We start from the raw sequence: 16,787 nt of genomic DNA, 5'->3' as shown, positions 1-16,787 counted from the left end.
TAAACAAAGCGTAAAGAAAACGCTCCGCGAGCCCGAAACGTGACAGTTCGATGACGATTAGGTGACAGATCCGCCGCAATGGCAAGTGGTATTTTTGGGCTAACTAAACCGATAGGCCGACGCCTTCGCCTGGGGGCAAAGGCGTCGGGAATTGGTCAGATGCACTCGCGGAAGAGCTTCTTCGCGGCGTCGAGCGTCAACTCGACCGGGTTGCCGCCGGCCGTCGGGTCGACGATCGCCATCTCCGACATTTCGTCGATCCGGTCGGTGCCAACGCCGAGGGCTGCGAGCTTGTCCGGAACGCCGAGTTCCTCGCGCAACTTCAGCACGTAGTCGTAGAAGCCGTCGAAGCCACCGGAAATGCCGAGATAGGCGGCAGCGCGCACTATTCTGTCCTCGATCGCCGGACGGTTGAAACGCAGCACCGGCGGCATCACGACCGCATTGGTCATGCCGTGGTGGGTGTTGTAGATCGCGCCCACCGGATGCGACAGCGAGTGGATGGCGCCAAGGCCCTTCTGGAACGCGACGGCACCCATGGCGGCCGCACTCATCATGTTGGCGCGCGCCTCGATGTCGGTGCCGTCCTTGTAGGCGCGCGGCAGGTATTCCTTCACCAGCCGCATGCCTTCAAGCGCAATGCCCGCAGACATCGGATGATAGAAGGGCGAGGAATAGGCTTCCAGGCAATGGGCAAAGGCGTCCATGCCGGTGCCCGCCGTGATCACCTTGGGCATGCCGACCGTCAGTTCCGGGTCGCAGATCGTGACTGCCGGTAGGAACTTCGGATGGAAGATCACCTTTTTCACATGGCTTGCCGAATTGGTGATGACGCTGGCGCGGCCGACTTCAGAGCCGGTGCCGGCGGTGGTGGGCACTGCAATGATCGGTGCAATGCCTTCGACGCTCGCCCGCGTCCACCAGTCACCGATATCCTCGAAGTCCCAGACGGGGCGGCTCTGCCCGGCCATGAAGGCGACGCACTTGCCGAGGTCGAGGCCAGAGCCGCCGCCGAACGCGACGACGCCGTCATGGCCTCCATCCTTGAACGCCTTCACGCCCGCGGCGAGATTGATGTCGTTCGGGTTCGGATCGACGTCGGCAAAGATCGCGCGGCCGAGGCCGGCGGCCTCGAGGATATCGAGCGCATTTTGCGTAATCGCCATCGGCGCGAGGCCCCGATCGGTAATCAGCAGCGGCTTCTTCATGCCGACCGCCTTGCAATGGTCGGCAAGCTCCTTGATCCGGCCGGCACCGAACTTGATGGACGTCGGATAGCTCCAGTTGGCGGTGATGGTCATGCGGTGACTTTCTTCAGATGATAGGATTTCGGACGGGTGAGGTTCTGGAAGCCGATGACCGAAAGCGAGCCGCCGCGGCCGGTTTCCTTGACGCCGGTCCAGCAGAGCGCCGGGTCGAGATAGTCGGCGCGGTTCATGAACACCGTGCCAGTCTCGATGTCGGCGCCGATGCGCGCGGCACGCTCGGCATCCCTGGTCCAGAGCGATGCGGTAAGGCCATACTGGCTATCGTTCATCAACTCGATCGCCTGGCTGTCGCTCTTCACCTTCATGATGCCGACGGCAGGGCCGAAGGTCTCTTCGCGCATGAAGGCCATGGAGTGGTCGACATTTACGAGGATCTGCGGCGCGAGATAGGCGCCGCCGTCGTCGGCAGGGAAAAGCTTCGGGTCGATCAGAGCCTTGGCGCCCTTGGCAACGGCGTCGGCGATCTGCTCGCGCACGGTGGCAGCAAAACGCTTGTTGGCCATCGGCCCCAGCGTCGTTTCCGGATCGAGCGGATTGCCGAGCTTGTAGTTGGAAACCCAGGCGACCGACTTCTCGACGAAGGCGTCGTAGAGCTTTTCGTGCACGTAGATGCGCTCGATGCCGCAGCAGCACTGGCCGGAATTGTAGGTGGCGCCGTCCATCAGCGTGTCGACGGCGGCGTCGAGATCCGCGTCTTCCATGACGTAGCCCGGATCCTTGCCGCCGAGTTCGAGACCGAGACCGGTAAAGGTACCGGCCGCCGCCCGTTCGATCGAACGCCCGCCTTCGACCGAACCGGTGAAGTTGACGAAGTCGAAGCTCCTGGCCGCAATCAGCGCCGCGGTTGTTTCATGGTCGAGGAAGATGTTCTGGAAGACGTCGGCGGGAACGCCGGCCTCGACGAAGGCGCGCACCATGCGCTCGCCGACGAGGATCGTCTGGCTCGCATGTTTGATGATGACCGTGTTGCCGGCCATCAGCGCCGGCGCGACCGTGTTGATCGCGGTCATGTACGGGTAATTCCAGGGCGCCACGACGAAGACGACACCGTGCGGCTCGCGGGCGATGCGGCGCTCGAAGCGGTCGCTCTCCTCGATCACCAGCGGCTTCAGTGCATCGGCGGCGATGGTCGCGACATAGTTCGAGCGCTCGTTGAAACCCTTGAATTCGCCGCCATAGCGCACCGGCCGGCCCATCTGCCAGGCAAGCTCCGGCACCACTTCGTCAACCATCTCGTTGAGGCGCGCGACACCGGCCAGAACCAGATTGACGCGCTCGTCGAGCGGACGGCGCGCCCAGGCCTTCTGCGCCTGGCGGGCGCGGGAAACCACCTGGTTCGCCATGTCCAGCGGCATCGCCGGGCGTTCTGCGTAGACCTCGCCGTTCACCGGCGAAATGCACTTGATCATGCTCATGATCGTCTTCCTGCTTTCATTGCGAATGATGCGATGGCCGCTCCGGTCAGGAACGGCCATCCTTGTGAATGATTATGTCGCGGGTCAGGCCCGTTCGAAACCGCGTGCGACCTCCCAGTCGGTGACGCGGCGATCATATTCTTCCTGCTCCCAGCGCCCTGCCCGCGCATAGTGCTCGATGACCTCGTCGCCGAAGGCGGCGCGCAGCATCTTCGACTCCGTCAGCGCGGCCGTCGCATCGCGAAGCGTGCGCGGGATCTCGCGCACGTCCTTGCCGCCATAGGCATCGCCAACGAAGGGCGCTTCCAGTTCCATCTTGTTTTCGATACCGGAAATGCCCGCCGCGATCAAAGCGGCGAAAGCGAGATAGGGATTGAGATCGGAGCCGCCGACGCGGCATTCGATACGGATCGCCTTGGTGTCTTCGCCGCAGAGACGATAGCCGGCCGTGCGATTGTCCTTGCTCCAGACCGCCTTGGTCGGCGCGAAGGTACCGGCCATGAAGCGCTTGTAGGAGTTGATGTAGGGGGCGAGGAAATAGGTGATCTCGCTCGCATGGGTGAGAAGCCCGGCCACGTAATGGCGCATCATCTCGGACATGCCGTATTTGCCGCTCTCGTCGTAGAACTTCGACGACTTGCCGTCCGCGCTCCAGAGCGACTGGTGGATATGCGAGGACGAACCGGCGGCCGCATAGTTCCACTTGGCGAGGAAGGTGATGGCCTTGCCGCGCGACCAGGCGATTTCCTTGCAACCGTTCTTGATGATCGCATGCCGGTCGGCCATCGTCAGCGCGTCGGCATAGCGTACGTTGATCTCTTCCTGGCCGGCCGACGCCTCACCCTTGGAATTCTCGACCGGAATGTCTGCACCCTGGAGACCGTTGCGGATCGCCCGCATCACGTCCTCTTCCTTGGTCGTCTGGAAGATGTGGTAGTCCTCGTTGTAGCCGCTGACGAGCTGCAGATCGCGATAGCCGGATTGGCGGGCGTCGTCATAGGACTGGTCGAAGAGGAAGAATTCGAGCTCGCTCGCCATATAGGCCTTGAGGCCCATCTTCTCGAGACGCGCCACCTGCTTCTTCAGGATCGCCCGCGGCGAATGCGGCACTTCCTCATGGGTGTGATGGTCGAGCATGTCGCAGAGAACCAGCGCCGTGCCTTCGAGCCAGGGGATGCGGCGAAGCGTCGAAAGGTCCGGCTTCATCGTATAGTCGCCGTAGCCCTTTTCCCAGCTTGTCGCCTTGTAGCCGGGAACGGTCTCCATCTCCATGTCGGTCGCCAGCAGGTAGTTGCAGCTATGCGTTTCCTTCCAGGCGCCATCGACGAAGAACTGCGCGTGGAACCGCTTGCCCATCAGCCGGCCTTGCATGTCGACCTGGCAGGCGAGCACCGTATCGATGCGGCCGGCGGCGACGTCTTCCTTCAACTCGTCAAACGTATAGCTCATCAACTTCCATCCCATGTTTTGTCACGCGGCCGTTCCCTTGAGGTCACGATATTTTTTGGCCGCGTGAACGTGATCAGCTCGAATTGTCTGGCGCGGAGTGCGGGCCGGAAGCCGCGCACATTGTTTTCGATTTCGTCCGGCCCCAAAGAAAAGGCGGAAGTCGCGGTCGCGCTTCCGCCCTTTTGTCGTTGATCAGATCTGGCCGACGGCCTTCTCTGCAGCGGCGATCTCTGCCTGACGGCGTGCCACTTCGTCACCGATCGGCGGGCCGCGGAAGCGGCGGCTCTCGAAGCCGAACCAGACAGCGCCGGTCAGCACCAGGAAGCCCACGGTGATGTAGAGCGCCCAGTCGTTCGGCGGCTGCACGCCGAGGATGAAGATCAGCACCATGGCGATGATCGAGAGCACCGCGAACAGCTTGAACATGCTCTCACCGAGGTTCCACGGACCCATCTTGTCCCACTTCGAGGTTCCCCAGGCGAAGAGGCCGAGGGTGATCGGGATCGCGAAGGAGAAGAACAGGAAGATGACCGTGCACGAAACGACGATGGTGTAGACCGGCGTCTCGCCGATCGAGACCAGCGACGAGCCCCAGACGAACAGGACCGACAGGATCGAGCCGATCCAGATCGCGGCAACCGGCGTGCGGTAGGTCGGGCTCACCTTGGCAAGCGCCTTGGAGGCCGGCAGGCCGCCGTCACGCGAAAACGCGAAGATCATGCGCGACACCGAGGTCACCGTTGCCAGGCCGCACAGCCACTGGCTGACGAGGATGGCGAGATAGAGGATGTCCTTGATGATTGGGTGCACCTGCGCATCCATCGCCCAGAAGAACACGTTCCAGCCCTGCTTGGCGGCTTCGTCCATGTTCGGGATCATCAGCACGAACGAGCACAGCATGATGTAGCCGAAAAGCGCCGACCAGAGCACCGACGAGACCATGCCACGCGGCACCGAATGGGCGGCTTTGACCGTCTCTTCGGAGGTGTGCGCCGAAGCGTCATAGCCGGTGATCGTGTAGATCGGCAGGAGCAGGCCGAGCAGGAACACCCAGGTGCCCGAGGTCTGAGGCCACACGTTGCCGCCGGCTTCACCGGAGTAGTTGGAGAAGGTGAAGAGACGGGCGATGTCGTAGCTGTCGGCTGCGACCAGGCACACGAGCGCCAGCAGGATCGATGTCGCGAAGATCAGGTAGCCCGAAAAGTCGGTGAGCTTGGCTGTCAGCCCGATGCCCATGTGGTTTACCAGCGCCTGCCCGCCGGTGATGATGGCGAGGAAGACGATGCGCGTCAGAGTCGTATCGGCGAGGCCGAAATAGGGCGTGCCGAAGGAACCCATGAAGAAATAATAGGTGCCGACGTTGATCGCACCGAGAACGGTGACGAGACCGAGCAGGTTGAACCATGCTGTCAGCCAGCCGGTGAAGCGGTTGCCGAGGATCGAACCCCAGTGATAGAGGCCACCCGCAGTCGGATAGGCCGAGCTGATCTGTGCCATGGCAACGGCGAAAACCAAGGAGATGAAGCAGCCAAGCGGCCAACCGATGCCGATCGCGGCGCCCCCCGCGCCGGCGGTCGCCTGGGCGAGCGAGTTGATGCCGCCCGAAAGAATGCAGATGATCGAGAACGACACCGCGAAGTTCGAGAACTGGCTCATGCGCCGCTCGAGCTCCTGGGCATAGCCCATCGAGTGCAGGACGCTCATGTCCTGCTTTTTGTCTGAATCACTGTAGTCCGACATTTTTCTTCCCCTGATTTCTTCAGACCACACCGCCCCATTGCGGCAGGGTCCCATCAACCACCTGCCCCGGCTGGCCGGAACAGGACCGCGGCAACGCCGCTCCCCAGGGTCTTTTATTGTGCTGAAACAGCCGCAGCGCCTTTGCGCAGCAGCCCTTCCAGGTAATCGGCCATGACCCTTTGGCCGATGTCATTGCGAATGAGATCGTTGCGGATCTCGATCATCACATTCGGCAGCCCGTTGTGGACGCCATATTCGATCAGGCTATGGGTAACGCCGTCGGCCGGCCCATAGGGCTCGTTGCGCCGGATGTCGTAGGCAACCTGCCCCTTGGTGGCGGTCGCGAGCATATGGTCGGCAAGCCGGCTGTCGGCATCGTGAAGAACGCCGACTTCGACGGCGCGCGGCTTGCCGAAATAGACGGGCGTGAAACTGTGCATCGTCACGAGAACAGGCGGGCGTCCCGCGGCCTTGCGGTCGGATACGAACCGGGCGACGGCATCGTGGAACGGCCGATAGATCTCGTCGACCCGCGCCTGGCGCTCGTCGGCCGACATCGTCCGGTTTCCCGGGATCTCGTAGACCTCGCTGACAGCAGGCATCGCCGCGTCCGCTTCCGGCGGGCGGTTGCAGTCATAGGCAAGGCGGGAGAAGCGCTGGTAGATCAGGGACCCGTCGAGCTTTGTTGCGAGCAGCTTGGCAACCGCAAGCGCACCCGGGTCCCAGGCAATATGACTTTCGAGCGCCTGTTCGCTGAGGCCAAGCGTGCCCAGGCGTTCGGGAACGAGGCGCGAGGCATGCTCGCAGACGAGCACAATATCGCCCTTGCCTGCGGCGTTCTCGATCGCAACCGGATCGCCATCTGCTTCGGTCAAAAGTCGCGTCAACACCGGCATCCCCTCTTGCCCCGTTAGACGTTCGTTAATGAAAAGAATTCTTCAGAGGATGACGCATGTCAATCAAAATCTGAAACGATCTCTTCAAAATTGCGATTGACTCCAATTGTGACAGCGATGTTTAATCTGTCACAAACCGGCTTAAGATCGGTTCAGGGGAGACAATTTGAGCAGCAAGGCGACGTCCACCACCGTGTCGGATGTGATCAACGCCCACTTCACCGTGCTGACCCGCGCGGAGAAGCAATTGGCAGAGACGCTTCTCGACAATTATCCCGTTTCGGGACTCGGTTCGATCACCACGGTTGCCGAGAACGCCGGCGTTTCGACACCGACGGTCGCCCGCATGGTGCAGAAGCTCGGTTTCCGCGGTTTTCCGGATTTCCAGGCAAGGCTGCATCAGGAATTGGAAGCGACGATTTCCAATCCGATCACCAAGCACGACCGCTGGGCTGCCAATGCACCCGGCACCCACACGCTCAACCGCTTTGCCGACGCGATCACCAGCAATCTACGCGAGACTCTGACCCAGATCGAGCCGCAGGAATTCGACGAGGCGGCCGCGCTGATCGCCGACCGCAAGCGCAGCATCTATCTGCTCGGCGGCCGCATCACCCGCTCGCTCGCCGATTATCTCTTCACCCACCTTCAGGTCATTCGGCCGGGGGTCACCGAAATCGCCACCAATGCCAGCGCCTGGCCGCACTATGTGCTCGACATGCGCCAGGGCGACGTGCTGATTCTCTTCGACATCCGCCGCTACGAGCAGGAGATGGTGACGCTTGCCAAATCCGCCCGCGAGCGGGGTGTGGAGATCATCCTTTTTACCGATCGCTGGAGTTCGCCGGTCGCCAAGTCCGCCTCAAGGGTGTTTCGCTCGCAGATCGAGGTGCCGTCCGCCTGGGACAGCTCCGTCGTCATCCTGTTCTTGATCGAGGCCCTGATCGAGGCCGTTCAGAGTTCGAACTGGGACGAAACCCGGGATCGGATGAAGACGCTCGAGGGCCTGTTCGATTCCACCCGCATCTTTCGCAAACCGGTCTAGGAGAATTCGCCGACACGTTCACAGGATTTCATGCAGTTATGCGACAGTGGCCCGCCGAAGCCAAAAAAGAAATGTTCTTCCAACGACATACGCGGCGCGAACGGATAAACCCCTGTCACATTACTTTCATCGCATCTCTTTAACAGCTTCGCCGAAATCGACTGAAACCCCACGAATTTGACTAAACCCATAAGGAGAACTCCAGTGATTTCAAAAACCCAACGCCTGCTTTCGCTCTCCACCGCCATTTTCCTGGCGACGACGGCAATCGCCGCTGCCGAACCGAGCGCCGAGCTCATCGAAGCCGCCAAGAAGGAAGGCATGCTGACGACCGTCGCCCTGCCCCACGACTGGTGCGGCTACGGCGACGTCATCGCTTCCTTCAAGGCCAAGTATCCGGAAATCCAGGTCAACGAACTGAACCCGGACGCAGGCTCGGCCGACGAAGTCGAAGCCGTCAAGGCCAACAAAGACAACAAGGGCCCGCAGGCTCCTGACGTCGTCGACGTCGGTCTCGCCTTCGGCCCGCAGATGAAGGCCGAAGGCCTGCTGCAGCCCTACAAGGTCTCCACCTGGGACGAGATCCCGGACAGCGTCAAGGACGCCGAAGGCTACTGGTACGGCGACTACTACGGCGTCATGTCCTTCCTCGTGAACAAGGACCTCGTCCAGAACGCACCGAAGGACTGGGCTGATCTGCTGAAGCCGGAATATGCCGGCCAGGTTGCTCTCGCCGGTGACCCGCGCGCCTCGAACCAGGCGATCCTCGGCGTTCTCGCCGCTGGCCTCGCCAAGGGTGCAAAGTCCGGCAAGGAAGCCGGTGAAGCTGGTCTCGGCTACTTCGCCGAACTGAACAAGGCCGGCAACTTCGTTCCGGTTATCGGCAAGTCGGGCACGCTCGCCCAGGGCTCGACCCCGATCGTCGTTGCCTGGGACTACAACGCTCTCGGCTGGGCGAAGACCCTCAACGGCAACCCGCCGACCGAAGTCGTCGTTCCGGCCAGCGGCGTTCTCGCCGGCGTCTACGTTCAGGGCATCTCCGCCTACGCGCCGCACCCGAACGCAGCGAAGCTGTGGATGGAGCACCTCTACTCCGACGAAGGTCAGCTCGGCTGGCTCAAGGGCTTCTGCCACCCGACCCGCTTCAACGCCATGGTCAAGGCCGGCAAGGTTCCGCAGGAGCTGATCGACGCCCTGCCGCCGGCAGCCGCTTACGAGAAGGCCTACTTCCCGACGCTCGAAGAAGTCGACGCCAACAAGGCTGCCGTCACCGGCGGCTGGGATTCCGTCGTCGGCGCGAACGTTCAGTAAGCCTTTCCACAGACATGTCGCCCCGACCGGTTTTCCGGTCGGGGCGCATAGGTTATTCGTAAGAAATTCAAGTCCTTGGAGCGAGATCTGGGAGCCGTGCGCGGCTTCGTCGGTTTCCCGCTTCTTGCTTGCAACAATCGATAACGCCCGCGTGGAAAACGCGGCTTCAGGGGCGCGAACGGAATGTCATCTGCTAAACCCGACGCCAGCCCGCCGGCGCGTCGCCTACCGCTTCACTGGCTGGGCATTCTTCCCTTTGCCGCCTTCGTGACGCTGTTCCTGCTTTTGCCGACGATGAAGATCGTGGTCGGCGCGTTTCAGACGCCCGATGGCAGCTTCACGCTCGACAACATCCGCGGCCTGTTCACGCCCTCGATTCTGGCTGCCTACTGGATCTCCATCAAGATCAGCATCGCCTCGGCGCTTCTCGGCTGCCTGATCGGCTTTGCCATGGCGTCCGCCATCGTCTTCGGCGGCTTGCCGAAGGGGATCCGCGGACCGCTCCTCACCTTCTCCGGCGTCGCCTCCAACTTTGCCGGCGTACCGCTCGCCTTTGCCTTTCTCGCGACGCTTGGACCTGTCGGCATCGTCACCGTCTTCCTGCGCTCGAACTTCGGGCTCGACCTCCGGATGCTCGGCTTCAACCTGCTGTCCTTCTGGGGGCTGACGGTCACCTATCTGTTCTTCCAGATCCCGCTGATGATCCTGATCATCACGCCGGCACTCGACGGCCTGAAGCGCGAATGGCGCGAGGCCGCCGAGATCCTCGGCGCCACCGGCCTGCAGTACTGGCGCATGGTCGCCTTCCCGATCCTGCTTCCGTCGCTGCTCGGCACGCTGGCGCTGCTTTTCGCCAATGCCTTCGGCGCCGTTGCGACCGCGATCGCACTCACCGGCTCGTCGCTCTCGATCGTGCCGATCCTGCTCTTTGCCCAGATCCGCGGCGACGTGCTCGGCAACCCGCATCTCGGCTACGCGCTCGCCTTCGGCATGATCGTCGTCACCGGTATCGCCAACGCGATCTACATCTGGCTGCGCAGCCGCAGCGAAAGGTGGCTGAAATGAAGAAGATCTGGGCCTGGGGAGCCCTCGTTTTCGGCCTCCTCTATTTCACCCTGCCGCTCATCGGCATGACCAACTTCTCCTTGAAGATGCGCCGCGGCGAATACTCCTTCGACGCTTACCAGAAGGTCTTCGCCGACCCGCGTTTCCAGGAGACCTTCACCTACTCGGTGCTGCAGGCCTTGTTCACCATCCTCTTCGGTGTTCTGCTCGTCGTGCCGACAGCCTACTGGGTCCGCCTCAAGCTGCCGCGGCTGCGCCCCGTCATCGAGTTCATCACGCTGCTGCCGCTGGTCATCCCAGCGATCGTCATCGTCTTCGGGTACATCCGGCTCTACAACACCTCGAGCTGGCTGCCGTTGACGGGCTCGCTCACCGGCACCAACATCCTCCTGATGTTCGGCTATGCGACGCTTGCGCTACCCTACATGTACCGCGCAGTCGACACGGGCCTTCGCACCATCGACGTCGCCACCTTGACCGAGGCCGCCCAAAGCCTCGGCGCCGGATGGACGACGATCCTTGCCAAGATCATTCTGCCGAACGTGCTCGTCGCCGTGCTCTCGGGCGCCTTCCTGACCTTTGCCATCGTCATCGGCGAGTTCACCATGGCGGCCTTGCTCAACCGCCCGGCTTTCGGCCCCTACATGCAGCTCCTGGGCGCCAACCGCGCCTATGAACCGGCCGCACTCGCCGTCATTGCATTCGGCATCACCTGGGGCTGCCTCGGCCTCATCCAGCTCGTCTCGCGCTTTCAAAAAAGCGCGCCTCCTAAGGCCTGAGGACCGCACCCATGAGTTTCCTGTCACTCACCAGCATCAAGAAGTCCTTCGGCCCGGTTCACGTCGTGCACGATTTCAACATGGACATCGAAAAGGGCGAGTTCGTCTCGTTCCTCGGACCATCGGGCTGCGGCAAGACCACGGTCCTGCGCATGATCGCCGGCTTCGAAAGCCCGACCAGCGGCAAGATCGTCATCAACGGCCGCGACCAGAACTCGCTGAAGCCCAACCAGCGCAACATCGGCATGGTGTTCCAGGCCTATGCGCTGTTTCCCAACATGAACGTGCATGACAACGTCGCCTTCGGCCTCAAGGTCGCAGGTACAGACAAGTCGGAGATCGACGCGAGGGTGAAGCAGATGCTCGGGCTGATCAAGCTCGAGCACCTGGCGGACCGCTTCCCCTACCAGCTCTCCGGCGGCCAGCAGCAGCGCGTTGCGCTTGCCCGCGCCATTGCGGTCAAGCCGCAGGTGCTGCTGCTCGACGAGCCGCTGTCGGCGCTCGACGCCAAGATCCGCGTGTCGCTGCGCGAGGAAATCCGGCAGATCCAGCAACAGCTCGGCATCACCACCGTGTTCGTGACCCATGACCAGGAAGAAGCGCTGTCGATCTCCGATCGCATCGTCGTCATGAATGCCGGCCGCGCCGACCAGATCGGCACCCCCTTCGAGATCTACAACACGCCGTCAACGCGTTTCGTCGCCTCCTTCGTCGGCACGCTCAGCATCATCGAAGGCAAGGTCGCGGACCCGGCCGCGGGTGCCGTCACGATCGGCAACCAGCAGATCGCGCTGAAGGATCCGATTGCCGGCATGAAGGGCGGCGACAGCATATCGCTGGCGCTTCGTCCCGAAGCGGGCTCGATCGCCGAGGGCGCCACGGGCGACACGTCGCTCGCCGGCGAGGTCGTCTCGACGAGCTTCCTCGGCTCGGTCATCCGCACGCGCCTTCGCGTCGGCGGCGACGTCATCTCCTTCGACATGTTCAACAATCCGGGTGTGGCCCCGCCGGTTTCCGGCGACAACGTCACACTGCGCTTTGCCGCCAAGGACCTCTTGGTCATCCGCGAGTAAGCGGATTGGAAGCCATCGGAACGATTTCTTCCGATGGCTCCAAACACTGGAAAAATCTGTCGTGATTTCCGGCATTTTCGTCGCACCGTGCGTTTGACCGCGCGCGGTCGCGCTATATAGTCGCGTTGTTCTCAGGGCGGGGTGAAATTCCCCACCGGCGGTAGCGGCCGAAAGGCCGAAGCCCGCGAGCGCCTCAGGGTTTCACCCTGAGGGTCAGCAGATCCGGTCAGATTCCGGAGCCGACGGTCACAGTCCGGATGGAAGAGAGCAAGCAGCAACGTGGGTCCCCGCGACGGGACCTCGCGCGCATGCATGTTCGCCCGACGGGATCATTGGAAAACGCCAAACCCTGAAAGGCTTGAGACCATGACCATTCTTTCCCACCCCGCCGCCAAGATCGCGATCGTTCGTGCCCGCTGGCATGCCGATATCGTCGACCGCTGCGTCGATGCCTTCGTCACGCAATGGACGAAGCTTGGCGGCTCGGCAGCCGACGTCGAGATCTTCGACGTGCCCGGCGCGCTCGAAATCCCGCTGCATGCGCAGACGCTGGCCAAGACCGGCCGCTATGCCGCGATCCTCGGCACCGCCTTCGTCGTCGACGGCGGCATCTACCGCCACGATTTCGTCGCCGGCACCGTGCTCGACGGCATGATGCGCGTGCAACTCGACACCAATGTGCCGGTGCTTTCCGCCGTACTGACGCCGCACAATTTCCAGGAAAGCGAACCGCTGATCGCCTTCTTCCGCGAGCACTTCGTTACCAAGGGTACGGAGGCGGCCAACGCCTGCGCCCAGATCCTCGATGCCCGCGCCAAGCTGGCGCTCGTCAACGCCTGATCGGCGAGATGCGGTTGAGGTTGGCTCGCCCCTCATCCGCCCGGTGAAGGCTTGCCCCTCATCCGCCCGGTGAGGGGAATGCCCCTCATCCGGCCTGCCGGCCACCTTCTCCCCGCGGGCGGGGAGAAGGACACAAGCGGCACCCTTGTCGCGCAAACTCTCTCCCCGGGGCTACCGAGAACGGCCTTCCACCCGGGTCCATCACAAACTCCGAGGCAGTTCTCGTTCCCTCTCCCCGCCTGCGGGGAGAAGGCTAGCGTGAGGGGGCAGCGGCAGGGGCGAACAGCGCCGAACGCTGCGCTTGAATCAACCTCTGAACCACCTGAATCGGCTCACCAGCTTGAGCCGGCAACGCGCTGTTTCGACTCGCAAAATCAATGCGCAGCCTCGTTCTTGCGCAGGCTGCGATCCAGTGCCGCCACGCGGTGCCGGTGCCCCGCCACCTCGTAGCCGACGATGGTGACGACGGGCGCGAGCATCAGGATGATCAGGCACTTGGCCATGTCGAGCCCGGCCATGGCCGCGACCACTGACGCGGCCAGCACCACTGCCGTGCCCGCGAGCAGCCAGAGATGCAACTGCTCCACCTGCTGCATAAGATAGGCGTACATCGCATAGAGCAGCCCGATGTAGCACGCGACGGGCACCGCAACGGTCAGCACCGTTGCGACCGAGCCGATATGCGCCTTGTGCTCGATGTAATAGGCCGCCACATGCAGGCCGGCGCCAGTCGCGACGATCGAGGCGAAGATCGGCATGTGGCCGTAGCCCCAGACGAAGGAGCGTTTTTGACGGTGCCGGTGCAGGATCTCGGCGCTCGGCAGCAGAAAATAGATCCACCACATGCCGAAGGTGAGCCCCGTACCGGCGAGGCAGACGAGCGCGACATCGAGGTTCCAGCCCTGCCCTTCGACCACGGCGGAGATTGAGGCGACCGTGCCGACCACCCCTTCCCCAAGCGCGATGATCGCGAGCAGCCCGTAGCGCTCGGCGATGTGATGGGCATGCCAGGGCGTTCCGCCGTAGCGCATCTCGGCGACATAGGGGCCCAGCATCTCGATCGCCGTCAGCCCCACGACCATGACGAAGGTCACCAGCAGCGAGAAATCGAAGAAGATCAGAACGACCCAGCCAAGCTGGGCGAGGCTGATTGCTTTGACATAGGCCATGCAGGCATCCCGTCGGGCCGCGTCCTGCCGGCTGGCGCGCAGCCATTGGAAGAGCATTGCCACCCGCATGACGACATAGCCGAGCACCATGATGCCGTTGTCGAGATGCTCACCCTTGTCGATCGATTCGAACATTGGCGGCAGGCCGATCGCAAGGATCAGCACGCCGACCATCTGCACCATGGTGACGATGCGGAATACCCAGTCGTCCGTGTCGTAGGCGGAGGCAAACCAGCTGAAATTGATCCAGGCCCAGCAGATGGAGAAGGTCGCAAGCGCGAAGCCGAAGAGGCCGGAAAAGAAGTGCCCTTCGGCCAGGAAATGAGCAAGCTGCGAAGCCGCCAGGCTAAAGGCGATGACGAAGGTCAGGTCGAACAAGAGTTCGAGCGTCGTCGCCGTCCTGTGATGTTCATGCGTGTCGCGACCGCTCATGCGCGCCACATGGTGGTGCGCGCTTTGATGCGGCTCGGTCGGGGTGGTTTCACTCATGCGGCGACGCCCTTCAATTGACGATCCGCAAGAATATTCAAATATTTGCAGAAGCTTCGTCAAGGCGAAGCGGGAGACCGGACATGAAAACGCCCGGCATCGCTGCCGGGCGTGTCGTCACGATGCCTGAGGGAGGATCAACGGCATCGCGAGATAAGGTAGGCCTTGAACCGGGAACCGGATGCAGACGGCAAGCCGCCCGCCCCTTTCCTCAACCGGCTCTTGCGGCATCCAGGCGATTGATCGCCTCGACATTGCCCGCCGAAGAGCCGTTCGGGTCGAACTCGGACGCGAGCCAGGTGTCGACGATCGACTTTGCAAGCTCCGGACCGATGACGCGGGCGCCCATGGTGATGATCTGGGCGTTGTTCGACTTGGCGGCCCGCTCGGCCGAATAGGTGTCGTGCGTCAGCGCCGCGCGGATGCCCGGCACCTTGTTGGCCGAGATGCATACGCCGATTCCGGTACCGCAGAACAGGATGCCGCGGTCATGCTTGCCCTCGACAACCTGCTGCGCCAGGTTCTGTGCGAGGTCCGCATAGAAGCCGGACTGGCTGAGATCCACGACTTCCACGTCGCTGCGGCCACCGAGATGGGCGGCAATGACATCCAGCAGGGGCTTGCCGGCGCTGTCGGCTCCGATTGCAATCTTCATGATTGTTCCTTTCCTTCTTCTTGAGCTGCAACGGCCGGGGGCTCAGATCGCCTTGGCGACACGCTGCAGAATGTCGAGATAGCCAGTGACGTCCCAGGCGGAGCGGCCGATGAAGAGGCCGTCGATATGCGCCTGGGTGATCAGTTCTTCGCAATTCCCGGGGTTGACGCTGCCGCCGTAGAGCACCGGCACGCGACGGCCGAGGGCGGCTTCCGCCACCTCTGCGATGCGCTTGTGGCGCTCGTCGGCATAGTCAGCCGTCGCCGGAATGCCGTTGACGCCGATCGCCCAGACCGGCTCGTAGGCCAGCAGGATCGTCGCCTTCTTCGCCGCGCCTTCGAGAAGTGCCAGCGCGCCTTCGACCTGGCGCTTCAGCACCTGATCCGCCTCGCCCGCTTCGCGCTCGGAAAGCGTCTCGCCGATGCAGATCAGCGGCACCAGACCATGGCGCACGGCGGCTGCCGTCTTCAGGCCGACGGTGCGGTCGGTCTCGCCGAAATGCTCGCGCCGCTCGCTGTGGCCGAGCTCGACCACATCGAGGTTGCAATCCGCAAGCATCAGCGGCGACACCTCGCCGGTCCAGGCGCCGGCATCGTCCCAATGCATGTTCTGCGCGCCGACCTTGACGCTGGTGCCGGAAAGTCGCGCCTTGACCTCACGCACCGCCGTGAACGGCGGAATGACAAAGCGCTGGATCCGCTCGTCCCGTGATGCGTCGGCAGCCGCCAGGCCGTCGGCAAAGACCATCGCCTCGGCAAGCGTCTTGTTCATCTTCCAGCTGGTGCCGACCCAAAGGCCTGACTTGCTCATGCTTTCTCCTTGAGATTGTCGATCCTGACCAGCCGGATGCCTGCCTCTTCGAGCGGTGCAGCATGTTCGGCCGAAACTTCAGCGCCGGTCAGCACCGCGTCGAAAGAATCGAGCCCGGTCAGGAAATGGAGCGCAGAGCGCCCGAATTTGTCGTGGTCCACTAAGAGGTATTTGCGCTTGGCCGCCTTCACCATCAGGCGCTTGGCCTGCACCACCTCCTGGTCCTGGTGGAAGGCCGTGGTGCCTTCGATGGCAGAACTGGAAAGAAAGGCGATATCGACGCGCAGCGACCGCAGCGCCTCGTCGGTGACGATGCCGAAGAAGCCGTTGAACTTCTTGTTGTATTGGCCGCCGAGCGCGATGACGGTGATGCCCGCAGCACCCGAGAGGCTGGTGATCACGCCGAGATTGTTGGTGATGACCGTCAGCGGCCGGATGTCGCGGATGCAATCGGCGATCGCGCCGGTGGTCGAACTGTCGTCGATGAGGATGCTCTGCCCCGGCTCGATCAGGCTCGCCGCATGTTCGGCGATCCGCCGCTTTTCGGAGATGGCGATCTTTTCGCGGTAGCGGAAATCGCTCTCGAATTGCGGGCTCGACTGGATCGAGGCGCCGCCATGGACCTTGCGCAAGAGGCCCGCTTGCTCGAGGTCGTCGAGGTCGCGATGCACTGTCATCTTGCTGACGCCGAAGCGCAAGGAGAGGTCTTCGACGGAGGCCGTTCCGGCCTCCATCAGCACATCCATGATCGCCTGTCGCCTGTCTTCCGGCTTCATCATCTCG

The 16,787-nt window shown here is 62.7% G+C and carries 15 protein-coding genes and 1 riboswitch; of the genes, 6 read left to right on the top strand and 9 right to left on the bottom strand.

The annotated features are described in order from the left end of the window. Positions 1–155: 155 nt before the first annotated feature. The 5 genes from ASE71_RS19880 to ASE71_RS19860 all read right to left on the bottom strand — a co-directional run bounded on the left by ASE71_RS19880 (position 156) and on the right by ASE71_RS19860 (position 6,759). The gene (locus tag ASE71_RS19880) at positions 156–1,301 is read right to left on the bottom strand and encodes an iron-containing alcohol dehydrogenase (protein ID WP_060515901.1); all 1,146 of its coding nucleotides are present in this window, start codon (positions 1,299–1,301) and stop codon (positions 156–158) included. After that, entirely contained in the window at positions 1,298–2,683 is a 1,386-nt protein-coding gene (locus tag ASE71_RS19875) for an aldehyde dehydrogenase family protein (protein WP_060516163.1), read from the bottom strand. The genes ASE71_RS19880 and ASE71_RS19875 overlap by 4 nt, the downstream gene beginning before the upstream one ends. Before the next feature lie 84 nt (positions 2,684–2,767). Next, a complete protein-coding gene (locus ASE71_RS19870; protein WP_034792288.1) occupies positions 2,768–4,132 on the bottom strand; it encodes a glutamine synthetase family protein in 1,365 nt (454 codons plus the stop codon). A gap of 192 nt (positions 4,133–4,324) precedes the next feature. Further along, the gene (locus ASE71_RS19865; protein ID WP_034792285.1) at positions 4,325–5,872 is read right to left on the bottom strand and encodes an amino acid permease; all 1,548 of its coding nucleotides are present in this window, start codon (positions 5,870–5,872) and stop codon (positions 4,325–4,327) included. A gap of 113 nt (positions 5,873–5,985) precedes the next feature. Next, positions 5,986–6,759, bottom strand: coding sequence for an N-formylglutamate amidohydrolase (locus ASE71_RS19860; RefSeq protein ID WP_082566243.1), 774 nt, complete (start codon positions 6,757–6,759; stop codon positions 5,986–5,988). A gap of 175 nt (positions 6,760–6,934) precedes the next feature. On the opposite strand from ASE71_RS19860, the gene ASE71_RS19855 reads away from it, so the two are divergent. From ASE71_RS19855 to ASE71_RS19830, 6 genes are all read left to right on the top strand, one after another. Then, complete coding sequence (locus ASE71_RS19855) at positions 6,935–7,813, top strand: MurR/RpiR family transcriptional regulator (protein WP_034792277.1); 879 nt, start codon at positions 6,935–6,937, stop codon at positions 7,811–7,813. A gap of 204 nt (positions 7,814–8,017) precedes the next feature. Further along, on the top strand, positions 8,018–9,124 hold the full coding sequence (locus ASE71_RS19850) for an ABC transporter substrate-binding protein (protein WP_034792275.1): 1,107 nt from the start codon (positions 8,018–8,020) through the stop codon (positions 9,122–9,124). 183 nt (positions 9,125–9,307) lie between these two features. Continuing rightward, a complete protein-coding gene (locus ASE71_RS19845) occupies positions 9,308–10,189 on the top strand; it encodes an ABC transporter permease (RefSeq protein ID WP_034792273.1) in 882 nt (293 codons plus the stop codon). Further along, the gene (locus tag ASE71_RS19840; protein ID WP_034792271.1) at positions 10,186–10,968 is read left to right on the top strand and encodes an ABC transporter permease; all 783 of its coding nucleotides are present in this window, start codon (positions 10,186–10,188) and stop codon (positions 10,966–10,968) included. The genes ASE71_RS19845 and ASE71_RS19840 overlap by 4 nt, the downstream gene beginning before the upstream one ends. 11 nt (positions 10,969–10,979) lie before the next feature. After that, positions 10,980–12,041, top strand: a complete 1,062-nt coding sequence (locus ASE71_RS19835; protein WP_034792269.1) for an ABC transporter ATP-binding protein — start codon at positions 10,980–10,982, stop codon at positions 12,039–12,041. A 123-nt stretch (positions 12,042–12,164) separates the two neighbouring features. Beyond that, a riboswitch (FMN riboswitch) is annotated at positions 12,165–12,314 on the top strand. Positions 12,315–12,407: 93 nt separating this feature from the next. Further along, positions 12,408–12,881 (top strand): 6,7-dimethyl-8-ribityllumazine synthase, encoded by a 474-nt coding sequence (locus tag ASE71_RS19830; protein ID WP_060515900.1) that lies wholly within the window; start codon positions 12,408–12,410, stop codon positions 12,879–12,881. A 374-nt stretch (positions 12,882–13,255) separates the two neighbouring features. Here the strand turns inward: ASE71_RS19830 and ASE71_RS19825 are convergent, their stop codons facing one another. From ASE71_RS19825 to ASE71_RS19810, 4 genes are all read right to left on the bottom strand, one after another. After that, positions 13,256–14,539, bottom strand: coding sequence for a low temperature requirement protein A (locus tag ASE71_RS19825; RefSeq protein ID WP_060515899.1), 1,284 nt, complete (start codon positions 14,537–14,539; stop codon positions 13,256–13,258). Between the two features lie 211 nt (positions 14,540–14,750). Continuing rightward, positions 14,751–15,194 carry an RpiB/LacA/LacB family sugar-phosphate isomerase gene (locus ASE71_RS19820; RefSeq protein WP_034792218.1) on the bottom strand — a complete coding sequence of 148 codons (444 nt, stop codon included), beginning with the start codon at positions 15,192–15,194 and terminating at the stop codon, positions 14,751–14,753. Positions 15,195–15,236: 42 nt separating this feature from the next. Then, entirely contained in the window at positions 15,237–16,004 is a 768-nt protein-coding gene (locus tag ASE71_RS19815) for a triose-phosphate isomerase (RefSeq protein ID WP_060515898.1), read from the bottom strand. Further along, complete coding sequence (locus tag ASE71_RS19810; protein ID WP_060516162.1) at positions 16,001–16,780, bottom strand: DeoR/GlpR family DNA-binding transcription regulator; 780 nt, start codon at positions 16,778–16,780, stop codon at positions 16,001–16,003. The genes ASE71_RS19815 and ASE71_RS19810 overlap by 4 nt, the downstream gene beginning before the upstream one ends. Positions 16,781–16,787: the final 7 nt, after the last annotated feature.

Source organism: Ensifer sp. Root954 (assembly GCF_001429005.1).
GTDB classification, from domain to species: domain Bacteria; phylum Pseudomonadota; class Alphaproteobacteria; order Rhizobiales; family Rhizobiaceae; genus Ensifer; species Ensifer adhaerens.
Note: the sequence above shows the minus strand (reverse complement) of the source record. Positions and strands in the feature narration are given on the sequence as shown.